At 49.9% G+C, this 24617-nt stretch carries 21 protein-coding genes and 2 pseudogenes; 9 read left to right on the top strand and 14 right to left on the bottom strand.

Annotated features, from left to right (window positions below):
* Nucleotides 1–6 precede the first annotated feature (6 nt).
* The 3 genes from C7W93_RS02185 to C7W93_RS02175 form a co-directional block, all read right to left on the bottom strand.
* Nucleotides 7–723, bottom strand: a complete 717-nt coding sequence (locus C7W93_RS02185; protein ID WP_108438541.1) for an ABC transporter ATP-binding protein — start codon at nucleotides 721–723, stop codon at nucleotides 7–9.
* Nucleotides 724–875: 152 nt separating this feature from the next.
* On the bottom strand, nucleotides 876–1529 hold the full coding sequence (alkB, locus tag C7W93_RS02180) for a DNA oxidative demethylase AlkB (RefSeq protein ID WP_108438540.1): 654 nt from the start codon (nucleotides 1527–1529) through the stop codon (nucleotides 876–878).
* Between the two features lie 17 nt (nucleotides 1530–1546).
* A complete protein-coding gene (locus C7W93_RS02175; RefSeq protein WP_108438539.1) occupies nucleotides 1547–2089 on the bottom strand; it encodes a cysteine hydrolase family protein in 543 nt (180 codons plus the stop codon).
* 167 nt (nucleotides 2090–2256) lie between these two features.
* Between C7W93_RS02175 and C7W93_RS02170 the strand changes: the two genes are divergently transcribed.
* Nucleotides 2257–3144 carry an alpha/beta fold hydrolase gene (locus C7W93_RS02170; RefSeq protein ID WP_108438538.1) on the top strand — a complete coding sequence of 296 codons (888 nt, stop codon included), beginning with the start codon at nucleotides 2257–2259 and terminating at the stop codon, nucleotides 3142–3144.
* A 55-nt stretch (nucleotides 3145–3199) separates the two neighbouring features.
* On the opposite strand, the gene C7W93_RS02165 is transcribed toward C7W93_RS02170, so the two are convergent.
* A complete protein-coding gene (locus C7W93_RS02165) occupies nucleotides 3200–4183 on the bottom strand; it encodes an aldo/keto reductase (protein ID WP_108438537.1) in 984 nt (327 codons plus the stop codon).
* Between the two features lie 306 nt (nucleotides 4184–4489).
* Here C7W93_RS02165 and C7W93_RS02160 point away from each other — a divergent pair, with 306 nt between their 5' ends.
* Together C7W93_RS02160 and C7W93_RS02155 are read left to right on the top strand one after the other, a co-directional pair.
* Nucleotides 4490–5407, top strand: coding sequence for a LysR family transcriptional regulator (locus C7W93_RS02160; RefSeq protein WP_108438536.1), 918 nt, complete (start codon nucleotides 4490–4492; stop codon nucleotides 5405–5407).
* A gap of 173 nt (nucleotides 5408–5580) precedes the next feature.
* Complete coding sequence (locus C7W93_RS02155; RefSeq protein ID WP_108438535.1) at nucleotides 5581–6789, top strand: NAD-dependent formate dehydrogenase; 1209 nt, start codon at nucleotides 5581–5583, stop codon at nucleotides 6787–6789.
* 128 nt (nucleotides 6790–6917) lie between these two features.
* On the opposite strand, the gene C7W93_RS02150 is transcribed toward C7W93_RS02155, so the two are convergent.
* The 3 genes from C7W93_RS02150 to C7W93_RS02140 form a co-directional block, all read right to left on the bottom strand.
* Nucleotides 6918–7346: a molybdopterin-binding protein gene (locus C7W93_RS02150; RefSeq protein ID WP_108438534.1), complete on the bottom strand. Its 429-nt coding sequence runs from the start codon at nucleotides 7344–7346 to the stop codon at nucleotides 6918–6920.
* Nucleotides 7347–7440: 94 nt separating this feature from the next.
* Nucleotides 7441–7896 carry a DUF4118 domain-containing protein gene (locus tag C7W93_RS02145; protein ID WP_201747146.1) on the bottom strand — a complete coding sequence of 152 codons (456 nt, stop codon included), beginning with the start codon at nucleotides 7894–7896 and terminating at the stop codon, nucleotides 7441–7443.
* An 81-nt stretch (nucleotides 7897–7977) separates the two neighbouring features.
* Complete coding sequence (locus C7W93_RS02140) at nucleotides 7978–8829, bottom strand: carboxylesterase (RefSeq protein ID WP_225869729.1); 852 nt, start codon at nucleotides 8827–8829, stop codon at nucleotides 7978–7980.
* A gap of 506 nt (nucleotides 8830–9335) precedes the next feature.
* Between C7W93_RS02140 and C7W93_RS02135 the strand changes: the two genes are divergently transcribed.
* A complete protein-coding gene (locus C7W93_RS02135; RefSeq protein ID WP_146177502.1) occupies nucleotides 9336–12356 on the top strand; it encodes an autotransporter serine protease in 3021 nt (1006 codons plus the stop codon).
* 279 nt (nucleotides 12357–12635) lie between these two features.
* Here the strand turns inward: C7W93_RS02135 and C7W93_RS02130 are convergent, their stop codons facing one another.
* Nucleotides 12636–13721, bottom strand: coding sequence for an agmatine/peptidylarginine deiminase (locus tag C7W93_RS02130; RefSeq protein ID WP_161539857.1), 1086 nt, complete (start codon nucleotides 13719–13721; stop codon nucleotides 12636–12638).
* A 507-nt stretch (nucleotides 13722–14228) separates the two neighbouring features.
* Here C7W93_RS02130 and C7W93_RS02125 point away from each other — a divergent pair.
* Nucleotides 14229–14765, top strand: a complete 537-nt coding sequence (locus C7W93_RS02125) for a cytochrome b (protein ID WP_108438529.1) — start codon at nucleotides 14229–14231, stop codon at nucleotides 14763–14765.
* A 44-nt stretch (nucleotides 14766–14809) separates the two neighbouring features.
* Here C7W93_RS02125 and C7W93_RS02120 read toward each other — a convergent pair whose 3' ends face one another.
* Nucleotides 14810–18190: an ATP-binding protein gene (locus tag C7W93_RS02120; protein WP_108438528.1), complete on the bottom strand. Its 3381-nt coding sequence runs from the start codon at nucleotides 18188–18190 to the stop codon at nucleotides 14810–14812.
* Nucleotides 18191–18459: 269 nt separating this feature from the next.
* Here C7W93_RS02120 and C7W93_RS02115 point away from each other — a divergent pair, with 269 nt between their 5' ends.
* Nucleotides 18460–19179 carry a response regulator transcription factor gene (locus C7W93_RS02115; RefSeq protein WP_108438527.1) on the top strand — a complete coding sequence of 240 codons (720 nt, stop codon included), beginning with the start codon at nucleotides 18460–18462 and terminating at the stop codon, nucleotides 19177–19179.
* 114 nt (nucleotides 19180–19293) lie between these two features.
* On the opposite strand, the gene C7W93_RS02110 is transcribed toward C7W93_RS02115, so the two are convergent.
* The 3 genes from C7W93_RS02110 to C7W93_RS02100 all read right to left on the bottom strand — a co-directional run bounded on the left by C7W93_RS02110 (nucleotide 19294) and on the right by C7W93_RS02100 (nucleotide 20579).
* The gene (locus tag C7W93_RS02110; RefSeq protein WP_108438526.1) at nucleotides 19294–19998 is read right to left on the bottom strand and encodes a DUF899 family protein; all 705 of its coding nucleotides are present in this window, start codon (nucleotides 19996–19998) and stop codon (nucleotides 19294–19296) included.
* 103 nt (nucleotides 19999–20101) lie between these two features.
* Nucleotides 20102–20296, bottom strand: a complete 195-nt coding sequence (locus C7W93_RS02105; protein ID WP_108438525.1) for a hypothetical protein — start codon at nucleotides 20294–20296, stop codon at nucleotides 20102–20104.
* 82 nt (nucleotides 20297–20378) lie between these two features.
* The gene (locus C7W93_RS02100; RefSeq protein WP_108440434.1) at nucleotides 20379–20579 is read right to left on the bottom strand and encodes a hypothetical protein; all 201 of its coding nucleotides are present in this window, start codon (nucleotides 20577–20579) and stop codon (nucleotides 20379–20381) included.
* 178 nt (nucleotides 20580–20757) lie between these two features.
* Between C7W93_RS02100 and C7W93_RS02095 the strand changes: the two are divergent.
* Nucleotides 20758–21093 (top strand): annotated as a pseudogene (locus tag C7W93_RS02095) (NAD(P)(+) transhydrogenase (Re/Si-specific) subunit beta); the annotation flags it as partial.
* 116 nt (nucleotides 21094–21209) lie between these two features.
* Here the strand turns inward: C7W93_RS02095 and C7W93_RS02090 are convergent.
* A complete protein-coding gene (locus C7W93_RS02090; RefSeq protein WP_108438524.1) occupies nucleotides 21210–21638 on the bottom strand; it encodes a VOC family protein in 429 nt (142 codons plus the stop codon).
* 105 nt (nucleotides 21639–21743) lie between these two features.
* Here C7W93_RS02090 and C7W93_RS02085 point away from each other — a divergent pair, with 105 nt between their 5' ends.
* Nucleotides 21744–22649 carry a LysR family transcriptional regulator gene (locus C7W93_RS02085; protein WP_108438523.1) on the top strand — a complete coding sequence of 302 codons (906 nt, stop codon included), beginning with the start codon at nucleotides 21744–21746 and terminating at the stop codon, nucleotides 22647–22649.
* 134 nt (nucleotides 22650–22783) lie between these two features.
* Nucleotides 22784–23064: pseudogene (locus C7W93_RS02080) on the top strand (amino acid ABC transporter ATP-binding protein); the annotation flags it as partial.
* 396 nt (nucleotides 23065–23460) lie between these two features.
* On the opposite strand, the gene C7W93_RS02075 reads toward C7W93_RS02080, so the two are convergent.
* Entirely contained in the window at nucleotides 23461–24573 is a 1113-nt protein-coding gene (locus tag C7W93_RS02075; RefSeq protein ID WP_108438522.1) for a glycosyltransferase family 1 protein, read from the bottom strand.
* Nucleotides 24574–24617 lie beyond the last annotated feature (44 nt).

Genomic DNA, 24617 nt, shown 5'->3' with positions numbered 1-24617 from the left:
GTCGGTTCAGACCTTCGCCGTCAGCGGATGCAGACCGCTTGCGGTCAACTCAAGAATACGGTCGGCGGTTGCCGCTGCCGCCATTGAATGCGTGACCATAATCGCCGAAGCGCCGTTGGCTTTGCATTCATGGCGCAATAGCGTCAATACTTCATGCGCGGTTTCCGGATCGAGATTGCCGGTAGGCTCATCAGCCAGAATCAGTTTAGGCCGATGTACCAGCGCCCGTGCAATCGCAACACGTTGCATTTCGCCGCCCGATAGCTGGCGCGGGAAGTCATTGCCTCTGCCTGCCAATCCCACTGCCGCCAACATTTCAGTTGCACGCGCAAAACCTTGCCCGTTCAATAACAGCGGCAACGCCACATTTTGTAGCAGCGTCAGATGTGGCAGTACATGAAATGCCTGAAATATGAAACCGAGTTTTTGGCGGCGCAAACGCGTTGCAGCATCTTCGTCTAGACTGGACATCGCCACGCCATCGATCAGCACCATGCCTGCGTCGGCATTATCCAGTCCGGCAATCAGATTCAGCAGCGTCGATTTGCCGACACCAGAATCGCCCATAACGGCAACATATTCGCCGGGCTGCAACGCAAAATCCAGATGCGCCAGCACAGTCCGACCGTGTCCATAAGATTTTTGCAGGCCGCGACATTCGAGCGCGGGGGCAGCCGCTGTTGCATTGGAATCGAAAAGGGGTTTTGCAGGAGAGATAGACATTCAGCGCAGAGTGGACAAAAGGTGGATGCATCGAGCCGTAGGAAGTGCTCGTGAGTGTAGAGCATTTTGCAAGTTGTCACAGTCTGCCGCACAATAAACACAGCCAGCGGTTAACGCGATATTTGCGGCGCAAAGCTCGTCGCGCTTAATGCTCAGGTTGCTTTACGAAACGTCAAATTAATCCGTACATCCCCTGTCAGCGGATGATGCGCTTCTTTTAATGGCGAAATGCCGTGAAAATGCAATCGGGCCGGGCCGCCCCACACCACCACATCTCCATGCGTCAGCTGTATTCGCTGTGTTTTATCTTCCCGGCAAGCACCGCCAAACAAAAAAATGGCCGGGATACCAAGAGAAACAGAAACAATCGGCTGGCCGATATCACGCTCATCCTTGTCCTGATGCAACGACAACCGTGCGCCAGCAGCGTAGCGATTAATCAGACAAGCATCGGGCGCAAAATCCGCAAAACCAGCGCGCGCCGCCGCATCCTCAGCCAATTTTCGAAATACTTCCGGCAAAACAGGCCATTGTTTTCCACTGAGGGGGTCAACTTTGTCATAACGATAACCCCTGCGATCCGTCACCCAGCCATACGACCCGCAACTAGTCATCGCCACCGACATCGTAAAGCCGCCCGGCGTCACCATATGACGGAACGGTGTCTGAGCGGCAATCTCATCCAAGGCGGCAAAAATTGCCGGTTCATACGACAACGCAAAGTGACGCAGTACCAGCGCGCCGGGGCACAGTTCTTCATGCCAGACACGGCTTTGCTCTGCATCATCGAATAAATTTAATGACATTTATTTATCCTGGGCGATCAGTTAGAGGGAAAATTAAGCCGGTCTGAAGACAGCGCCAGAATGCGAGAGCCAAAACTCGTTATCTCAGGCAAAGTGTAATTATGATGCTCCCGAATTTGGGCAGCACTCGCATGCGCCTTATCGTGCGTGGTATGCGCATCAGCCACTAGCGTGACGTCGTAACCCAACGCCGCAGCGCGTCTGACGGTCGTATCTACACAAAATTCGGTGGCGTAACCGCATACAAAGAGGTGTGAAACGGACAGTGTTTCCAACAACGCACTGAGAGATGTTCTCAAAAATGCATCCCCTGTCGTTTTTCTGACAAGGTTATCGGTCGCCTCGACTTTCAATTGTTTTACCAGCGCCCACGCTGCTGACCCAAACTCCAGTTCCCCTGAGTTCGTTTCATGCTGGACAAAACAGACCGGAATGTCATGTTCTCTGGCGCGGGATGTGAGATCGTTGATACGCATAACTATGGCATCAGCCAGTGCCGGTCGTGGCTCCGGGCGAAATAGCCCTTCCTGAACATCGATCACAAGTAGTGCGGATGCCATTTTTTCTCCTCAGCATAATTCGTTAGCTTATCGTAAGTTAGCGCTGTTCAACGATGCAAAAACAAAGCGAAATTCGGCCTGTTTTGCTTACTTATTACTTAAAAAGGACTACCCTGCCAGAAGCAGCATTCAGCAAACCATCCAAATGAGCGGCGCAGAAGATAACTATGATAAAGCAGATAGAAGCAGGCGTTTTAAACGTAGCCTATACAGAAAATGGACCCATCGACGGTATCCCAGTGATGCTTTTGCACGGTTTTCCGTATGACGTGCATGCCTATGACGAAGTCACGCCGCTATTGGTGAGCGCCGGATGTAGGGTATTTACACCGTATTTGCGCGGCTATGGTGCGACCCGTTTTCTGTCGCCGGATACACCGCGCTCCGGTCAGCAAGCCGTGTTAGCACAGGATTTGTTGACTTTTATGGATGCACTTGGGATTGAGAAGGCCGTGCTGGCCGGTTATGACTGGGGTGGTCGCGCCGCCTGTATCGTGTCCGCGCTGTGGCCGGAACGGGTGATCGGTCTGGTAACGGGCGGCGGATATAACCTGCAAGATATCCCTAGTTCCATCAAGCCACAGCTTCCGCAAAATGAACACCGCTATTGGTATCAATACTACTTTCACAGCGACCGTGGCGAAGCCGGTCTGATGCAAAATCGTGGGGAGTTATGCCGGTTATTGTGGACGCTCTGGTCGCCCAATTGGCAGTTTGATCAAGCGACGTATCAGCAGACGGCAGCCGCTTTTGATAATCCCGACTTCGTGCCGGTGGTGATCCATTCTTACCGGCATCGTTTTGGGCTGGTGGCTGGTGACCCGACCGTGGAGCATATTGAACAACTACTGACGAAACAACCCATCATTACCGTACCCACCGTCACGCTGGAAGGCGGTGGCGATGGCGTCAGTGCGATTGGTGGCGCTGAACAGCACGGGCGCTATTTTAGCGGCCCGTATCAACGTCAAGTCATCCCGTTAATCGGTCACAATATCCCGCAAGAAGCGCCGCATGATTTCGCTGCGGCGATATTTTCTGTATTGCAGTCTTGATAGAAAGCCTATGGCAATATGACCGCGTAGTTTCAGTCATATTGCCAACCAACATCTACCAGTAATGATGCACGTGCGGGCGAACACGCTCCCGATACAGCGCATTTATGGCTTGCAAAACACTGTCGGGTAAAGGCGGCAAATCGGCAGCACTGATATTCTCCGCAACCTGATCTGCACGTTTAGCCCCGGCCAGAACGCAAGTAACGGCGGGCGACGTCAAAATCCAGCGCAATGCCAGTTGCGCCATCGACATGCCTGCCGGCACCAAGGCACGCAGCGCCTCTACCGCCTCTAGCCCGGTCGCAAAATCCAATCCTGAGAAGGTCTCACCGCGATCAAACGCCGCGCCTTGCCGATTAAATTGACGATGATCATCTGCAGCAAAAGTGCTGGTGGCGTTAAATTTGCCAGACAACATGCCGGAAGACAGTGGCAATCTGGCGAGGATGCCAACCTGACGTCGCATCGCTTCGGCAAAAAACAGCTCTTGCGGACGCTGGCGGAAAATATTGTAGATAATCTGCACGCTTTGCACCGCTGGATATTCAATCGCCTTCAATGCCTCTTCCACCCGCTCTACGCTGACGCCGTAATACTGCAACTTACCGGCTTTGACAAGATCATCCAACACGCCGAAGACTTCCGGCATGTAATACACATCGGTCGGCGGGCAATGCAATTGCAACAAATCTAGCGCGTCAGTATCCAGATTGCGTAAGCTGCGCTCTACAAAGGCGGTCAAATTTTCGCGATTGTAGCCACCCGCAACGTGCGGATCCAAGCGCCGCCCGGCCTTGGTCGCGATATGAAACTTTTCGCTGCGATCTTTGCGTAGTTGTGCCAGCAACCGTTCACTGCGACCATCGCCATACACATCGGCGGTATCGAAAAAATTCACGCCGTTATCCAGGGCCTTATGCAGCGCCAGACGCGATTCGTCATCATTGACCGTTCCCCACGTCCCACCGATTGCCCAACTACCAAAACTCACGGTCGACACTTTCCAGCCAGTGCGGCCGAGTACACGATATTCCATTGCTTTTCCCACCTTGTAAGGTTATTCAGACATCCGACTATAAGGACTTCAGGCCAAATCATCCAATCATAAGTTTGGATTTATCAATACCGGTTTTGATATCGAAACCCGCAATCTGGGTATCCGAATGGAAGCGACTTAGGCATTACCCCGTATCTCTGCATCCAAAGCGCTATATACACAAAGGAATAGCGTTACACTCATTTATGTCTGGCGAAACGGTCATTGCAGCGAAAATTTAACGAGACAACCATACGTTGCTGCATATAACAATTAAAAAAAATCTTCATCCGATTTCATTCTTCTATGTTTATACGACAACTTAAATATCTGGTAACCCTTGCCGATTTAGGCCATTTTTCGCGTGCGGCCGAGGCCTGCCACGTTTCCCAACCTGCCCTTTCCACCGCCATCCGTAATCTTGAAAAAGAACTGGAACTGAATCTGGTCCGGCGCGGCAGAAACTATGAAGGACTTACTGCTGAAGGCGAGCGTGTCGTCGGCTGGGCGCAGCAATTATTGTCTAGCTATGAAGCAATGCGGCAAGAGACCGTCAGCGCGCATAAAAACCTTTCGGGAACCTTGCGCATCGGCGCAATCCCCACCACCATGCCCGTCGTGCCGTTTCTGACAACGCCTTGTCAGGAAGAATATAGCGAGATTAAAGTAACCGTCCTGTCATTGTCGTCCGACGAGATTGTGCGGCGTCTGGATAATTGCGATATCGATCTGGGCCTGACCTATCTTGACGATAAATCGCTATCCGGTTTCCAGATGTATCCGTTATTCGTAGAGCGCTACGTGCTGGTAGCCCGAAATGAAGCGATTTTTGAGGGTCGGGAATCGTTAGATTGGAGCGAGGTGGCAAGCCTGCCTTTATGTCTGTTAACAACGAACATGCAAAGTCGTCGCATCATTGATGCGGCATTTCGAAAGGCTGGGGTCACGCCCCGGATTCGGGTTGAGACCGATTCCATCTTCGCGCTGTATGCCCAACTGCGCTGTAGCGATTTATGCGCAGTGGTCCCCCACAGTGTGCTGAGTCTGATCGAACTACGCCAGGAAATTGCCGTGATGCCGATCACGCCGCATCTCTCGCGTGAAATCGGTCTGATTACCCGCAAACAGACCCCCTATCCTCCCGTCACGGCAGCCGCGCTGGAAATGGCATTAAAAGTGCCACTACAGGCGCGTTTCGATAGTTTGATAACCGGCCCTTATTGAACCATTGCTGTACGGTATTGGAAAATAGTGTCCGAACTGCGCAGAATCCTCCACACGATCCGGCTGCATCATCACCGCAGCACGGTCGCAGCTGAATGGCCGTAATACGCCAATTTTTGGTACAGGACAGCAATAGAAGCTGCTCTGCAATTCAACTATTCTGGAGGATTCACATGGCAAAGATTATCTGTGTTCTATACGACGACCCTGTCACCGGTTACCCCACAAGCTATGCACGCGACGACTTGCCACAGCCAGAGCGGTATCCCGACGGACAAACGCTGCCGACACCGAAAGGCATCGACTTTAAACCTGGCGCACTATTGGGCAGCGTTTCCGGTGAACTCGGTTTGCGTAAGTATTTAGAATCGCAAGGGCATGAATTGATCGTCACCTCCAGCAAAGACGGTACCGACAGTGTGCTGGATCGCGAATTACACGACGCAGAAATCGTCATCTCGCAACCGTTCTGGCCTGCGTACATGACCGCCGAGCGCATCGCCAAAGCCAAGAAACTGAAGATGATTGTGACTGCCGGGATCGGTTCGGATCACACCGACTTGCAGGCAGCGATTGAAAATAATATTACCGTAGCTGAGGTAACTTATTGCAACAGCCACAGCGTAGCCGAGCACGTCGTCATGATGATTCTGGCGCAGGTGCGTAACTATATTCCATCGTATAACTGGGTAGTTAAAGGCGGATGGAATATTGCCGATTGCGTCGCCCGTTCGTATGATTTGGAAGCCATGAACGTTGGTACGGTAGCTGCCGGTCGCATCGGTCTGCGCGTGTTGCGTCTGCTGAAACCTTTCGACGTCAAACTGCATTATCTGGATGGTCACCGTTTGTCAGAAGCAGTCGAAAAAGAACTCAATCTGACTTATCACAGCACGCTGGAAAGCTTGACCAAAGTGTGTGACGTAGTGACGTTGAACTGCCCATTGCATCCTGAAACCGAACACATGATCAACGAGAAATCGTTGAAAAACTTCAAGCGCGGCGCGTATTTGATCAATACTGCACGCGGCAAGTTATGTGATCGCGACGCCATCGTCAACGCGCTGGAAACCGGGCGTCTGGCAGGGTATGCAGGCGATGTCTGGTTCCCGCAACCGGCACCAAACGACCATCCATGGCGCACAATGCCGCACCACGGCATGACACCGCACATCTCCGGCACCAGTTTGTCAGCGCAAACCCGCTATGCAGCTGGCACGCGTGAGATTTTGGAATGCTACTTTGAAAAACGGCCGATTCGCGACGAATACCTGATCGTTCAGGGCGGCAAACTGGCGGGCGTCGGCGCGCACTCTTACAGCAAGGGCAATGCTACCGGCGGCTCGGAAGAAGCAACCAAGTACGAGAAAAAGAGCGCTTAAACTAGCTAAATATTTGTGACGATGCAAAAAAGAGCGCTGAGTAAATTACTCAGCGCTCTTCTTGCATGTATTTATTGACGGGAGTGATGAATACTATTTCCAGCAACTTAATACTTATGTAGACCATATTACGTCGGTACGCCGACGATCACGTGCGAGGCTTTAAAAATCGCAGTGGCGGCTTCGCCCTCAGCCAAACCAAGGTCGGTCGCGCTATCGATTGTGATAATGGCACAGACACTATTTCCGCCCGCCAGTTGGATCACCACTTCGGCGTTTACCGCGCCAAGTACCAGTTTGGTGACTTTTCCGGCCAGTTGATTACGTGCTGACAAGCGAATGCCATCGACACCAGTGGCGACAATTACCCAAGGTGCTTTAATCAAGGCAATCGCACTGCTGCCAACTTGCAGGCCGAGATTTTTGGTGCTTTCGCTGGTAATGATGGCAACAAGTTTGTCTCCACCGGGTAATTCAATTTCGATTTCATCGTTGACGGCACCGGTCTTAATGTGGCTAACCTTGCCGTGAAATTGGTTACGGGCGCTGGTTTTCATATTAGGTCTCCGAAATCTATCAAAGCAAAAAATGGAAAAGAATAAAAGAATGCGCCTAATTCGACATGACGCACTCTGCGCGCACAAAAGCTATTTACTCGGCCGCATTTCTGGCATGTTCGACACGTCTGGCTTGGTCAGATTCAATCAACAATTGATAGCGCGTCTCAGAAACCCTTTGCTGCAAAACGGCAGCATAACGCTCGCGTTGCAACCATTCGATTATCCATGAGGCCAACAAAATGATACTTACATAAACAATAACGATATAAGCATCCTTCATAGCAATACCATCAAAGAAATAATAGGGCTTTCTGAAAAAGAAAAACGCCGTGGGTAAGCTAATCGCCAATAGTCCCGTGGAGTGCCAGAAGCCAAAGAAATACGCCATGACGATACAATTCATCGAGAAAAATAGCATAGACATGGATTCATCCAATGCTGAATTCAACACATAACGTAGACAAAATGCGATAGCAAATCCGACAAAACAGATGGACACTGAATGAATACCGCTTTGCTTCCACGTTCTAGAGTTTTTTAATTTCATTACAGTTTTCAAATAATTAATACTAGATAATATTGGGCATTACCTAGTTATTTAAGCTGATTCAAGCACGATTAGCAAAAATTAACCACGTCGATCTTTTAACGGAGATTTATTTTGTAAGTCTCTGTAGGACATGTCATTAATATGCATCTCAATATTTTTCTTTAAAAAATGGACCGTTTCGTTGGTGACGATTTCACGTTCGTTATCGACAGTAATAATATGATAACAATCTCCCAGCCAAATTATTTTGCGCATTTCTGAACTAACATGCTCCAAAATTAGCTCTGGATTTTTGGGTGAAGCGGTTTCGTCATCGATGGCATGGATCACCAGAATATTCGTTTTCACTTGCTTAAGCGAATTGCGCACATAACCCATCATTTTTTGTGCGGCATGCAGTTGCCTTGCCGGGATAGCTGCCGCGCCAACGGCCGCGACGCCATCTTTTTTGAGCGCGTTCGCCACTCGTCTACGCATATCGAAATTTTTTATCCCAAATGGGTCACTTTCCTTGTGCGACCAATTTTTATACCCCAACAAAAACGGAAGCTTCATTAGATGCTGATACCAAGGGATCGACCAGCCGTCATATCTCAGCACAGGGGATAGCGCCACGATGGCGATCAACTCGTTACTGCGGGACGCCACGGCCAGCGCTAAAGTCGCGCCCATGCTCAAGCCGCAAATAGACACTGTCTTAAAATTCACCTTCAGGCGGGAAATTTCACTTTCGACGAATGCACACCAATCTTCCCAATTGGGCGTGATGCTGGCATCAACATGCCCTGCCGAATAGTCGGGTATGACCAGCTCAATCACTGCACAACCATTTTTCCTGAGCGCTTTGGGAATTGATCCCATTTCCAGTGCCGAGCCGCATAAACCGTGTAATAAAATTACTGCATGCGTAATAGGTTGTTCATTTTGCATTTTTTCTTCCATCGCAGGATGGTTTCTTTGAGTCCGCATTAAATATCCATAGTGTAAAGCGCTCAGGGCTAGCTTGCGCGTGCATGCCCTTTTTCTCCGAAAACGGCGAATGCCATCGTACTGCAATAGCGTGCCAATTCAGTCATAAGCAGGATAGACAAGATTGTAGTCGATGCTAGCGCTACCGAAGCAGATACCCACTGCATTTTTTGGGAAAAATCCCATTCTTAAATTCTCGCCATTTCGCGATACTTCCCTCATCGCATCACTGCAACCGATTGATGCAACGGCAATTGAAGGTGTAAGCCTCTCAAAATGCCGGTGAAAAAAATAGTGATTTAAGACCTTCCAGAACGCAACTTGCCTAAATTCTGGCAAATGGTCTTCTTTACGGCGAGGGACCTGCTCCCTCGCATCGACAAACTCTTACAGCGAAAATTCTGCGGCTTGCCCAATAAGTGGCAAACCAGCGGCAGCCTTTCGATCTGTATTTTTGAAAGTGAATAATGCCAATATCCCTCATCACAAAAGACGCATCATGCATCGCCGTTTCTTTGCTTCTCATCGGTTGCGGTGGCGGAGGCAGCGGCAGCGGAGCGCAAAATCCTTACGTTTCAAAGCCGATCTCTACTAAGACCACACCTGTTACGCCAACCACAGTCATCACTGCACCGGTAACAAAACTTGTCACGCCAGTGATAATAACTACGCCCGTGGTAACACCAATAACGCCGGTCACCCCGCAGATCATTACTCTCCTGCCGATTACACCTGTTACGCCAAATATTGTTACGCCACCGCCGATAACACCTGTCACGCCGGATATCGTTACTCCACCGCCGATAAAGCCAGTTACACCAAAGGTAATTACTGCGGATCGTCCGCTATTTGACGCCGCCGATCCGATTGGCATGAAAGACCTGCGCAATCGCGGCATTACTGGTAAAGGCGTAAAAATCGGCATCGTCGATACCGATTTTCTAGCGGAACACGCTGAGTTCGGCGATCGCGTTCAAATGAGCGGCGACGGCAACGGCAATGCCCACGGCACCCATGTCGCGGAAGTATTGGGCGGCAAGACTATAGGCGTTGCGCCAGAAGTGACTATGCTTGCTGTTGCAAGCGGCGCCAAAGGCAATAACAATGGTCTGAAGACCCATCTTGACATCCAAACCCTTCAAATTTTTAGTCTGTCAAAAGCGAAAATCGTGAATTTATCGATGGGAACCGGAGACATTACCAAGCCAACCAAATCCCAGCTCAATCTCCGTTCATTCAAAGATATGGTGGCACGAGGCAGTTTATTTGTATGGGCGACAGGTAATTCGGGTCAAAAAAATCCTTCATCAGAGGCTGGTATGCCGCTGAATGATCCAAAACTGGAAAGAGGTTGGCTCGCCGTTACCGAAGCAAATGTTGCAGGCAACGGCTTTGGGCAGGCTGAAATGCCAAGTTATGCCAATCGCTGTGGTGTCGCATCCAACTGGTGTCTGGCGGCACCGGGAGAAATGGTCTCTGAAATCACCGGAAAATCTGCAAACGGCACTTCCTTCGCAGCACCTGCCGTCTCCGGAGCCGCGGCGCTGGTCAAGCAGGTTCATCCATCGATGAACGCAGACTTGCTGCGCCAGACCATTTTATCGACGGCCACCGACATGGGCGAATCGGAAAAATACGGCTGGGGAATGTTAAACGTCAGCAAAGCCATCAAAGGTCCCGCCCTATTTGATAAGCGCCTGGCGCTAGGCGACAATGTCGTAAGCTATATTTTTGACGATCAGAACTCAGACTTTAGCAATGATATCAGCGGCGATGCAGGTTTAATCAAAGTCGGACCGGGGATGCTGACTTTGTCCGGTCAAAATACTTATCAGGGGCATAGTCAAGTCACCGCAGGCACACTAAACATCACCGGATCAACCGCAAGCAACGTAAATATCGACTCAAAAAGTCATTTGCGAGGCGATAACGGTCGTGTAAAGGGTAGCGTTATTAACAGCGGCGGTATGCAAGTAGTGGGCAACGGTCTGGCTATTGGCGGCAATTACACCTCTGAAAAAGCGACCCTGGAAAAGCAAATGGGCGCACCATTGACCATCGGCGGTAAAGCAACACTAGGCGCGCAATCCAAGTTAGTCATGACGCCGAAAAAAGATGAAGCATCATTCGGCTATATCACAGCACAGGGAACGACCGATGTCGTGATGCGGGCTGGCGGCGGAATAGAAGGCAAGTTCAGCGAAGTCGGATTTAAGGAAAGTGGTGGCGATATCGTGAAACCGGCAGCAACACTGTTCAGCAAAAGCGCCTTAACCAAAAATCAAAATAGCGTCGAATTGCACGTCAGCCGTCATGATTTGCAGGTAGTCGCTGAACAAGCTTTTGCGACCGATACAACACGCATCAACTCGGCAAAGAATCTTGAAAAAGTATTACGGGTAGCAGATGAAATGGTCGCGACAGAACAAACCGGCGGCGACAACGCAGTCTTTTTGATGAATGCTGCAGCGATGCAAGAAACTGATAATCTTTCGGCAGCAGCGGATGTATTGGATAGTTTGTCAGGGCAAATTCATGGTTCAGCACAAGCACTGACGTTTCAACAATCGCAATCGATTAATCGTGATCTGTCGAACCGGCTGGCGCAATTGGGCAATAACAACAGCGACAATCCATCAGCCAAGACTGGCATCTGGACCAGCGTTATAGCAAGCTCGGGTAAATTAACCCAGCACGGTTTTGCCAGCGCCAACACAACACTGTCAGGCGGCCAGTTTGGTATCGACACGCGTTTGAATGATGACACTATCATCGGTGCAGCATTGGCCTATTCAGACAGCACAGCGAATTTCGACCGTTTTGGCGGCCAATCGAAAAGTCAAAACATTGGCGCGTCACTTTACGGTCGCTATGCGTTGCAGGCAGCAGGCGTCAATGCATACGTGAGTGGACGTGCAGGTATTGCTACGGTTGATAGCAATGTTAGTCGGACAGCGATTGTCGGATCGGAAGCCATCAATTTGCAGGCAAAACATACGGATCAAGTGTTGTCGGCCTATCTGGAGACAGGCTTCGATCATCAACTCACCAGCAGCATAAGCGTAACGCCATTTGCAGGCGTGTCGTATGACCGTGTTAAGCGTGGAGGTTTTAGCGAGTTGGGCAACACATTCGGCCTAAGTGCCAATAGCCAGGCTTATCAACAGACTGCCGGCTTGTTAGGCGCACGTGGCAATGCGAAATTCAACTGGTTTGCAGGAAAAAGTAACGTGCAAATGTATGCCGCCTGGCAGCACGCATTTAACAACGGAAATTTGGATTTTGCGGCTAACTACACCGGCGTAGCAGGAACAAATGTGTCTGTAAAAGGTATCGGCATGCAGCGCAATACAGCGTGGGTTGGTATCGGCATTGCGACGGATGTCAGCAAGCGTTGGAGTTGGCATGCTAACTACGATGCGCAATTCGGTCAGACGGGGAAGTTGAATAATGTTATATCGGCAGGGATTCGCATGCATTTGGACTGATCAGGATGCAGAAATAGGCTAACAAATTGATGTCAGCGCAATCAGGTCTGATAGTGTCCAATCGCATTGGATAACTATCAGACCTTTTTTAGGTTTACTGGCTTAATGACTAAGAGAAAAACAGTAGCTATAAGGGAGAAAGATGGGGAAGAAAATAATCGGCTAGGTGTCTAGCCGAAAAGCGTCGCAATGATGAAAAGATTGATGAATGGGCACCTTTGTTGACATCCAATGCCCTACTCCGCGCCATCAAACTATCAAATGAGACTCACAGAGCGCTCAAGCAACCGTCGGTTGCTGTTGCGTCACACAATGGATGCCGCCGCCATTCTCGCAAATAATATCGACATTTACCTGCACGATTTTGCGACCGGGATACAGTCCTGCCAGCACTTCGGCAGCAGCGACATCAGCGCTGGCATCGCCGAATTCCGGCACAATGACCGCACCGTTACAGACATAATAATTCGCATAACCGTTGCACATGTCCGGCTCAGTCGAGCGAGTCGTCCGCGAGCGGCGCATCGTCACTACTTCCAGCTTGCGGCCACGGGCGTCGGTTGATGTACTGAGTACGGCGACGGCGTGCTCAGCCATTTTGGCTTCCGAGCAGGTGTCGCCCTCTGGCATTAACTCGACCAATACCAAACCCGGCCGGATAAAACGCGCCAGCAAATCAATATGACAGTCGGTAATATCCTCACCGCGCACGCCCGGCAACCAGATGACCTTCGAAGTCCCCAGAGCGGCGTTGAGTTGCGCTTCCAATTGTTTTTTGTCCATACCCGGATTGCGATTGGTATTGATAATTGCGCTTTCGGTCGTCAGTACGGTCCCATCGCCATCAACTTCTATCGCGCCACCTTCAGAGATTAAGCCTCCCTTTCGATGTGATAGCTTCTGCAGAAGGCCTACCTGCATCGCGACTTTGGCATCATCCCGATGCCGCTGCTTGTTGCCCCAACCGTTAAAATTCAGGTCCGATATTGCCTGCTGACCGTTGCCATTGTTCACAAAGATCGGCCCAGAATCCCGTGCCCACATATCGTCCACAGCCATCGCAAAAACGCTAACAGTCGGGCCGCACAAATGACGCACATGCGCCATCTGCTCCGGTCGCGCCAGCATGTATACCTCTTCAAATTGCGCAATCGTGCGCGCAAGACCGGCAAGATCCAGTTGCACCAGATCAAAGTACGCAGCATCGCCATACAAATCGGCATGCGCAGGCCATTGCATCCAGGTCCGGACATGCGGTAAAGATTCTTCGGGCATATAGAAATGCGCGCCAGAATCGGCAATGGCAGCGCCGGTATCAGCGTCAGGATTGAAGGGGAAATTAAGACAATGGCGACGTTTGAACATAAATGGAAATACTCCAAAAAAAGGGTTGCCTGGCAGACTCTGACCAGAGCGCAGGACACGCCACGCGCGTCGATAGCGAGTATGGGCAGGCGTTGCACCTGCACATAATTGGTAACTATCGCCCTCAGCGATAGTTGACGCTTCTGCCCACATTTCTAAAATTTACGACAAACAGACGACCCGCCTCACCTGCTTAAGAAATACAACATATGAATAATATGCGTACTCTTTGAGGAAGTATAACCACGTTAGTCGGCAAACGATCGCTGCCAACGGAACAACCAAGCTGTTTGTAACAATGTCAGTCTGGCATGGGTAGCCGCAATGCGCTGCCTGAAAACAATGCGACATTTCTCTATCGCCCATCCCTTTTTTCTGCTTCACATTCCGGATTAGTCGCGTATGAAACCGCGCTCAAAACCTTCAAACTGACGCCCTCAATCGTAGAACGATGCATCGGTATACGTCGATAAACATCACCTACGGCGACGTCTCTTTTAAGATTTTATGACTACTTCTATTGACACACTTCCTCGACACGAACGCTATGACACGCTGACACGCCGCGCGCATTGGATTGCTGCAGTCATTATCATCTATACGATGATTGCCGGATATTCCCTGCATCTGATGGTCGGCACCGTCTACTTTGCATTCTTTTCGGTGCTGAATATGTCGTTGGGCACTTTGGTGATACCGCTCATGATCGTTCGTTATATCTGGGCATTTTTTCGGCCCAGCGTCCCCTACCCGACTGACTTATCACGCCCGAAAAAGAATATGGCGCATTTGGCCCATGAGATGTTTTACCTGATCATATTTGTGATGTTAATCAGCGGGGTTTTGATGCTGACGCATGGATTTCCATTGTTTTGGCTGATCGATATTCCTCAGCCGATCATCAATCCAGCCGTGAACGCCTTCTTTTTCAAGATTCATCGGGTAGCCTGTATTGCCGTGTCTGTCACGTTAGTCCTGCATATTGCCGCAGTGGTGAAGCATCAACTGATTGATAAGCGCGACATTTTAAGCCGTATGCTTTAATCGCATGATTGTTTGGACTGTTCATTGGTTGATGCAACCGCGGTTCAGTCGTCCGGGTCGATGTCGAGGCGAATCTGCTCTAACATCGTTTGTAGAATAGGGGCTAGCCGGAATGCTTCCTCGTGCCAATCATACTCGACACTTCCTTCTATCGTGGCGCAGAGCGAGATCGCAGGACGCATATCGAGCGCGCCCATTCCCCCTTGAATCCGATGCACAATCTGACCGAGATAGGCCAGATCAGCGCGTGTAATAGCGTCCGCCAGCAAGGCCATATCTTCGGTAATCCCCACGACAGCAGCCTTTAACATCGCGGGTTGCCACATCTGCGTAGCGTCGGAAAAAGCTTTAGCAATCGCTTGCTCATGGTCAGCGGTAATCGTCTGACTATCACTGAGTAGCGTCATAGCCGCACCGTTGTGCAAACCGACATGACGCTCCAACAATTTTTCCAAGTCATCCATAGCGAACGGTTTTACCAGATAACCATTCATGCCTGCTGCCAGGCCGTGTTCACGCTCGCCAGCCAGCAGGCTAGCCGTGATAGCAACAATAGGAATCGTCACGCCGTTAGCTCTGAGCGCCGAGGCCAGTGCATAACCGCTCATGCCCGGCATATTTATATCGGTCAAAATCAGATCGAAATGCTGCCCATTTTGTATCTGATCCAGCGCTTCCTGCGCACTTTCGGCAGCAGTGACATGACAGCCGAAATAAGCCAATTGTTTATCCAGCAAAAGACGATTAATCGCTTGGTCGTCCACCATCAGGACGCGTGCGTCGGTCCTGCACGTGCTCCCTTCCATCGCAAGCTGCGTAGCTTGCTGCGGGACAGCTGCTTTACGCCCCGTAACTATTAAGATGGCGTCAAGCGCGGCTGTCGCTGAAAGGGAATTAGCAAATCCGTCACGTCCTTTAAGAAATGGCCGATAAGGAAAGGATAGATCCAAAAACACCGCGTCAGGCCGTGTCATCGTCTTACGTTCAGAACGATCTGCATTGGTAACGGGCATGAGCACTATATCAATTCGCGCCAAATGACCGTCCCGTTCTAATAAATCATCCTTGCGCCCTGCAACGACGCCACCATGCGCGTTTATTAGTAAGGATAAATAATCTGTGTATGCCGGAATTGCATTGATATCAAAGGTTAAACCGTGAAGTACATCGGCAACATCAGCTTTAGTAGAAAGACTGAGCGGGATGCTGACGGTGAAGGTTGCGCCTTTTCCCGGCGTGGAAGTAAGGCTGATCGCGCCATCCATAGCGGCGACGAATTTCTTGCATATAAAAAGACCGAGGCCGGTACCTGGAAACTGTTCCCCGGCAATAGTGCTGCTGGCCTGCCCAAACGGTTGAAAAATCCGTTCCCGGTCTTCCGCGTCCACGCCCGGTCCGGTGTCAGTGACCGAAAGTGAGATGCGTGCACCATCTGGCCCGGTTGTCAGTAATTTTCCTGTCACGGTGACGCTGCCGTGAGCGGTAAATTTGACGGCGTTATTAATCAGATTATTCAGTATCTGCGTCAGCTTCAGCGCATCTCCCCACCAAAAGCCGTCTAATGCGGGATCGACGAAGCAAAATAATTGCAGTCCTTTTAACGATGCCCGCGACCAAAAACTTTGGACAACCGCCTCAATATCTTTAGTTAAATTGAATTCCTGGCGATCCAACTCTGCGGTTTCCGTTTCACCCTTCGTGAAATCCAACGCATCGTTCAAGACATCTTTCAGCGTGCGTGCAGAACTGTCCATTGTGTGGGACAACTGATGCTGCTCGTCATCCAGCTGCGTTTTTGCCATTAGCTCGATGGAAGCCAGCATGCCATACAAAGGCGTGCGGATTTCGTGACTGATGGTCGCGAGAAACATGCTTTTCGCCGCGCTTGCAGATTCCGCCAGTTGCTTGGCCTGTGCCAACGCCTGCTCAGTCCGCTTGCGATCTGTCATATCGCTTAGCACGCAAATCATGACCGGTTCATCCGCGAGCATCGCCGAAGCAATCCCAATTTGATAGAACTGACCGCTGTCGCTATCCTCCAGATGCAGCACATCCAACGCATTTTGCGACGATAGTATCGACCATGTCTGACCGCTTATTCGCCGATCGTTACTATCGAATAACTGCCATTGCACCAACGGCACAAATTGCGAATTCTGCAATATGACGCTGCCGTCGCGCACGCGTAAAACAGCCAGACCGACCGGCGAAGTTTCGACTACGGTACGATTAAAATTCTCGCTATCGGCAAGTCGTTTGGCCTGCAACGCTGCGGGCCGGATCACCAGCCGGGTAATCCGTCGGGTATCGAAAAATACATTCGCGATTAGCAATAAAAATAGCAGTATGCCGATGCCAATTGGCACAACCTTATCCCACAGAACCGACCAGACACTGACGGCGTAAAGCACTCGCCACTGGATGTTGGGAACCGCATAACTGACTTCCAGCACCGCATCGGTCAGGCGAAATTGCAGCAAGCGGGTGTAAGTATCATAGCCATCGTCATCATCCAGATGACGGTATAACGCGACCTCTTCGGTGGTCGGTGCGCGACCATCCACCAGCATTAAATGTCCCCAATCGGAATACAGCAAAACCGATCCCAGCTGCCGCTGAAACGCATCGCCGCTTATCTTGCTACGTCGGGCCACGGCATCGGGCGATACATCACTGGAAGCGTATCCAATGATCTTTCCCTGATCGTCACGCAAGGGAATAAAACTGGTAAAAATATTACGACCGGTAAATGGGTCGACCATAGACTCGGTCCAGAAAACACCGTCAGCATTGGCCGATGAAGGATAGTCGCGCAGGATTTCTTGAAAGGCACGCAGCTTCATATGTGAGAAGCGCGTCATCTTGTCGACATCAAGCGTCTGCCCGGCTGCATGTTGCATAAAAAAACTTAGCGTACCGTCCGCAGATAGCAATAATGATTGATCGATACTCTCTGAACTTCCCCAAAACACTTGGTCGAATCGTGCAAAACGACTACCCAGCGCAAATAATTTTCTTTCAGTGTCTTGCGGTAAAACAACCGGAGAGGCACCCGCGAATGGTGCGCTGCGTAAGGTCCAAAACCTTTCTCCGGTTGGCAATACGGTTTCCTTGAGTTGTCCAATCGCAGGTAAATCGTCGCCCTCATGCAACAAGTTCTTGCAGGTCGCATCCGAACTGCATAAATATCCCGGCACAACATTGGCATACTTCGCAATGAAATATTCTTGTTGAGAAATTTGCCTCAGCAAATCGGCATAATTTTCTTGCGCCCATTCGCTGCGATCCCAGAGCGTAAACAACAGCAAGAGGCCGATGAATAGCGCAAGCAACAGGCTTAATACTGCGACGATTAAATAGGTGCGCGCCCTTAAAAATCTGCGCGAAATCGTTGTCATGCGGTCGGTTGAAGAGGGATATGCCATGACATTTTTGTATTTTGATATTGTTGCAGCATAGCATCTGTATCCGCCACTCCCTTAAACTCAGAAAACTCTTGCCACTATAGAGCCATTTCGCGGCAAAAAAGAGAGACCTCTGATCGCCATTTTTGTCCGTAATTGAGATAATTCTTTTAGCACCAAATCGGCCAGACACGACTTCAATGCATCGAATACGATCAACGTAATCCATCTATCGACGGCTATCGATTAGTATCAAACTGCCTTTTACTAAAGGAAAAAAAGACAAACATATGATGACCGCGCCACCTACTTTTCAGCCTTCTCACTCTGCTTGCGACGTCATCGTTGCGGACGACCATCCCATTATTCTGCATGGCGTAACAACCATTTTAGAGAGTGACAAAAATATTCGGATTGTTGCCACCGCCCAAAATGTATCGGACGCTTTTAAAGCGCTCTCGGAGCAAGCCTGCGATATCTTGATTTGCGACTATTCGTTTTATGGTGATGCGATGCCAGACGGTTTGCCTATGATAAAAAAAATCCGCCTATCATTTCCGACGCTAAAAATTATCATCTTGTCAGCACGCGAAGACTTTACAACTGCCCACAACGCATTGGAATGCGGTGTACAAGGCTTTGTGCGAAAAAATAGTGATCTGAAAAATGTACTTATTGCGGTCCAAGAAGTCCGCTCCGGCAATAAGTATATGGATAGCGCGACAGCGCAGGATATGCTGAAGCACATGTTGACACTGGGCAGAAACCCACGCTCGCCGGCCATCTCCCAAGTCAAGCTCTCTGCCACCGAGATTGAACATATACGTTTATTAAAACGCGGATTGAGCCTGACAGAAATCGCCACGATGACACAACGCAGCGTTAAAACAGTCAGCGCACAGAAACAAACGCTGATGAAAAAACTCGGCTCAAAAAATAATATGGAATTCTTTAATACGATCAGCAACGATCATCTGATGTCTGGCATTTCCAATGTTCCTCAAAAATAATTACCCCAAGCGAGGTCATTATTTCGCTTTAAACACAACTATCCGCGCTCTGATCGTCAAGTGAGCACGGCGACCCTGCGTTGTAGTATGCGGTCTCACTGCAAAAGCGTTACGTTATGCGGGATAGTGTAGTTTGGGATACCAGTTGCCCCCACGCCCCTCCGGCGTGCTATCGAGAATAGTCCAGAGCGGCATTAAATCAGGTGCACCGCGTGGATCCGGGCCGGGATCGGCAGTCTGAAAACCCATCTCCCCGCTCCAGAAATGGCGAATCGCACCATCGCGCCGGGTGAACACATTGAAAGCCGGAATATTGGCGTCCTCGGCATGCACATATGCACGGGTGTAATCCCCGCGAATATCAGAAAAAAGCCTCAGATGTTGCCAGCCGCGCTGCTTCTTGAATGCGATCAGGCGTTCAATTGGCGAACGCGCCACCACCACCAACGCAATACGCTGCGCTACATCAGCCGCCTCGCCATCCCATGCAGAGAGCAACGAAGTACACATCGGACAAGGCTGTTCGCGCTGAGCACCATACATATAGCTATAGATCGCGAGGGTCTCTTTGTCGCCAAATAAATCGGAAAATACTACAGGACCGTCTTCACCCACAAATTGATACTCCTTGGGAACGATGCCGCCCGGCGGCAAAGCGCGGCGTTGCTCAGCCACGCGTTCGATGTGGCGTCGCAGATCGATTTCCTCGGCCAGCAGCGCCTCGCGCGCAAGTCGGTATTCGTAGCTTTCATTGGGGAAACGTACTATGTTCTTTTTGGCTAATTCGGATGCTGGCGTCAGGTTTTGCTGGTGATCCATAGCAACTCTCCTCTTTGTGCCTTCGTTTTAGTCGTTGAAGGTTATTGGAAAAGCAAGTTTAGGATAGGAGATTACAGAAAATTTGATTTGAACAGGCAAGCGGCTAATGATAGCCGCCACCCTCGCCAGGACTTTCTCCTGGATCGTTATAACGGCTTTCGCTACGTTCTTGATCGCGATCTCGATCCCGGCCTACCCCTGTGCCGTGGTAATAATCTCCACCACCCGGCCCCCAGGGTTCGGCGACACATCCTGCGAGTAGCGTGGCTAACATCAGCAAAAGAGTGAGACGTTTCATGATGGGACTCCTGAAAGGTTGTCGACATGCGTTTCGACGTCTCAATGCGCTTTCAGTTCAGCATCGTTTGGGCATTTTCCTCCTACGTTGGCGGACGCTCTACCAGACTTTTTTGCCAGACACCTTTATAGCCGAACGTCGGTGCCGGTACTTCTTCTGCGAACCAAAAGTCGGTAAAGCTCGCTACATGGGGAATAAGAAACCAGTGCGCGTAACCATTCGCGTCAATTGCCCACCAGCGTGCACTTTTTGGTGCTTCTTTCCAATCTACATGTGGATGCATAGTGATCACCTCCATGCATTCATTGTAGTCGCCTCAGCAAATCAGGCAAATGCAGCCTTCGAATGAAACCGATAGTGAACTTTTACACAGGAAATTATTTGATTTTGTGCAAAGTCATAACAACTTATCTAGTTACCAGCGTGACTTATTCAACGATGTCGAATATTCACCGTATTTCTATATGAATGTGTTATTGGCCGAGGCGGAAGTGCCCTACGATCAGGTGTTTGAGATGGAAGACATCAATAGTGAGTTTGCCCAGGCGGATGTGGTGCTGGTGCTGGTGCGGGGCGCAAATGATGTGGTGAATCCGGCGACGAAAGATCCGAAATCGTCGATTGCGGGGATGCCGATTCTGGAGGCCTACAAAGCCAAAACGGTCATCGTCAACAAACGCTCGATGGCCTCTGGTTATGCCGGATTGGATAACGAGTTGTTCTACATGGATAAAACCATGATGGTGTTTGGGGATGCGAAGAAAGTGATTGAGTCGATGGTGAAGATGGTCGATTAACCCATACCAGAAAACTTTATTACCGAAAGCAGTTGGGGCGTCAGCAAAAAGGGGAATTCAGCCACCACAATCAATTAGATGGCTAATCTCCTTTTGCCGAACGCCCCTTTACGTTTTTATTTTGCGAATAATTGGTTAATGTCCCCGAACGCCTTAAATTCAATCGCATTACCGGACGGGTCATAAAAAAACATCGTTGCTTGCTCACCTGTCTCGCCCTTAAAGCGAATATACGGTTCGATCACGAATTCAATCTTTTCTGCCGTTAGTTTGGCGGCAAGTTTTTCCCACTGCTCCATAGGAAGCACCGCTCCGAAATGACGGACCGGCACCTGTTTCCCATCGACGTCGCCGGTGACTGCTTTTGCGGTTTCTGCCGGTGCAAGATGCGCCACGATCTGATGGCCGAAAAAATTAAAATCTATCCAGGCATCCGAACTACGTCCCTCGGGGCATTCAAGTAATTCACCGTAAAACGTGCGCGCTGCAGCCAAATCGTTGACAGGAAAGGCAAGATGGAACGGCGGAATGTTATTGCTAGCCATGCTATATCCTCTGAATATTTTAAATAAGTATCGATAGGATAAGACATTAAGATTAAGTTGTACAATGCATACTTTACTGGCTTAGCCCCTAAAATTTGGTTGCTCATGATTCGAAATCTGAAAACATTTATAGCTGCAGCCAACGCCGCATCCTTCTCGGTTGCAGGTGACAAAGTTGGCCTGAGTCAGTCCGCCGTCAGTGCGCAGATCAAGCGACTTGAGGATGAATTTCACTGCGAATTGTTTGATCGCTCTGCAAAATCGGTGAGTCTGAGTCCAGCAGCGTGCAATCTACTGCCTCTGGCGCTTGAAATCGTAGCGCTATACGAAAAAATGAAGGTCACCGCAGGCTCGCTCGATTTTGGCGGCAGCATCCAGATCGGTGCCATCACCAGCGTGCAAAATCAGCTATTAGGCGATGCACTACAAAGGCTAAAAAAACAATATCCACGCGTCATAGTCAACATCGTCCCGGGAATGTCATTGCATATCATGGCAAAAATTGATGCGTGTGAAATTGACATGGGAATCATAATTCGCCCAACGCACATTTCAAAAGATCATAGCTGGGAGACGATACTCCGCGAGCCCTACGGCATCATTGCCCCGTTAAATTCGACCCACACAAAGCTGACGGACCTGATTCGCGAGCATCAATTTATTCGATACAACCGCTTTTCTACCGGCGGCCGCCAAGTCGATCAATACCTCCGGCGGCGGCGCATCGCGGTCAATGAAGGGTTGGAGTTCGACGAGCCGTCCGTCATCATCAAAATGGTAGAGCGAGGGCTAGGTATGTCAATCGTTCCCCTATGGCTGGTCATGGACGGCAGCGCCCTCAAAGTGCGGGTACTCTCTTTGGGAACGAGCGTTTTCTACCGCGAAATTGGAATACTTGAGCATCAACGTTCGCTGAATAACCCACTCTCGCCGTTCTTGCATCATGCTTTGCGTGAAGCATCAAAAGACGTCGAGCAAAGACTACTGGAGGCTGGACTATTGTTTACATGATGTCGTGGTTGCGCGCCCCAGGCACAGCCTCAATAAGGATCAGTTTTGCTGGAACGCCATAGGAACGAATTCGTGCTATTAGTCGGAATCAGTGCCATTTTCCAACGAAAGCAGATACTCCCGGTATCTCGGTTCGCTCCCTATCGATGGACCCGATTGCCATGTTGTTCGATGAACCCACCTCTGCGCTCGATCCAGAAATGATCAATGAGGTGCTAGATGTCATGATCGAACTGGCGCAAGAGGGGATGACGATGATGTGCGTCACACACGAAATGGGTTTTGCCAAAAAGTCGCGCACCGGGTCGTGTTTATGGATCAGGGACAGATTGTCGAAAATGGCAGTAAAGATGCGTTTTTTGCCAACCCGACTTCAGATCGCGCGAAAGAATTTTTATCGAAGATTCTGCATTAAGAAAAGTGAACCATCACTGCCGACAGATGCACATTTGTAGGTGCAGCGTAGGATTGCTTTCATCAGCAGCCAACGCAGAGAAACATTGCAGTGCCTAACGCAAAAGTAGCCCGTAACCTAAAACGTCATTATTTATGGCCTAAAAGGTGAATTAATGACCTATTGACTGTGCGGCTGCGATTGTAGGATGTACCAAAAATGGCTTCAATCGAAGCGCCGTATACGTCTTAATTGCATCAATCTTTTTCATCCAAAGCCGCTTTACGTCGATGTTGGTGGTTGCGGTCAGGTATCGTTATGCAATCGCATCCGGTTCAAGGGTTCTCTCAGAGATGGTGCCAGATTTTCCTTACGACTTTAGGCTGATCTTAGGATAACAATCTTATTGTCCACGGTTCATGGCACAAGCCCGGTATCCGAAAATGTTTCTGGGGCCAGCATCCGCTCCACCACTTCCGACCAGCGCAACGGCGTTCTCTTCGGCGCGAGCCTTGGCGCAGACAGGGCCGCCCGCATGGCATGCGCGATGGAGTCGGCATTGCCCGGTATATACCCAAAGCGCGAAGTGTAGTCGCCCACAACGCTAGCCGGACAGACCGCAGGCAATTTAAAAAAATCGTATTGCATTAACTTCATCGACGTATCGGAGAGATAGCGCGGTACTTCTTCGGAACGGTATGGCGCGATGCCGATCGCTGCGTGCTTGATGTAAGGCAGCGTGGTCTGATGGCGCATTTCCTCATGCACTATCACATTTTTTTCATAGCCCGGATGCGCGCCCCTGCCGCATCCGATAATGTGAAACGTGACCTCAGGGAAAAGTCTGGACGCCATCACAAAAAAAAGTGGATCAAACAACATCGACCCAACCGATACCGCATGTAAACCTGCGTCGTAAGGCGATGGATCAGCGTGCTCTTCCACCGAAAAATCGAAACCGTGCGGAATCACATAACAGTTTTCTACCCCCGGCATACCCTCCGCCATCAGGCGCGATGTCAGGCAAAGCGCATCCATCTTAAAAGCGACCCGCGCAAACACAGACTTTACATACGATGCGACATTGATCGTATCAAGATCATCCGACGCAATGTAGACCGTTTTTGCCAGTGGATTGAGACGTTGGACAAGATCGAAGAAAATCGGCGCAATACCGCTTTCAAAAAACACGATATCGGCTTGTTTTATCCATTCCACCAACACTGGACTGGGAAAAGCGACATAGCGACTGAATAGAAACTTTTCGACCGGAAACAAAATATTCTTACGCAAATTAATCGGATGGATGAATGTCTTCCAGAGAAAACAACGTACGCCATCGTGTACCTCAACTTTATTGGCGAGATGATTTAACGCGCTTCTGGGATCAGATTTCAACTGCGACAGAAAACTATACTGGCAAGAAAAAAAACTGGTCTCCCCATATTTTTTTAACTCGGCCGCAATGAAATGCATGTTGACCTTGCGCCGTGATCGGTAATCATGGGCAGTAATCACCAAAGATCGCATTACCTTCTCCTTAGTTTGATGTCAGGCAACGTATATCGTGGCAT

Source organism: Glaciimonas sp. PCH181 (genome assembly GCF_003056055.1).
Lineage (GTDB): Bacteria > Pseudomonadota > Gammaproteobacteria > Burkholderiales > Burkholderiaceae_D > Glaciimonas.
The sequence above is the reverse complement of the archived record's forward strand: the minus strand, read 5'-3'. Positions and strand labels throughout refer to the sequence as shown.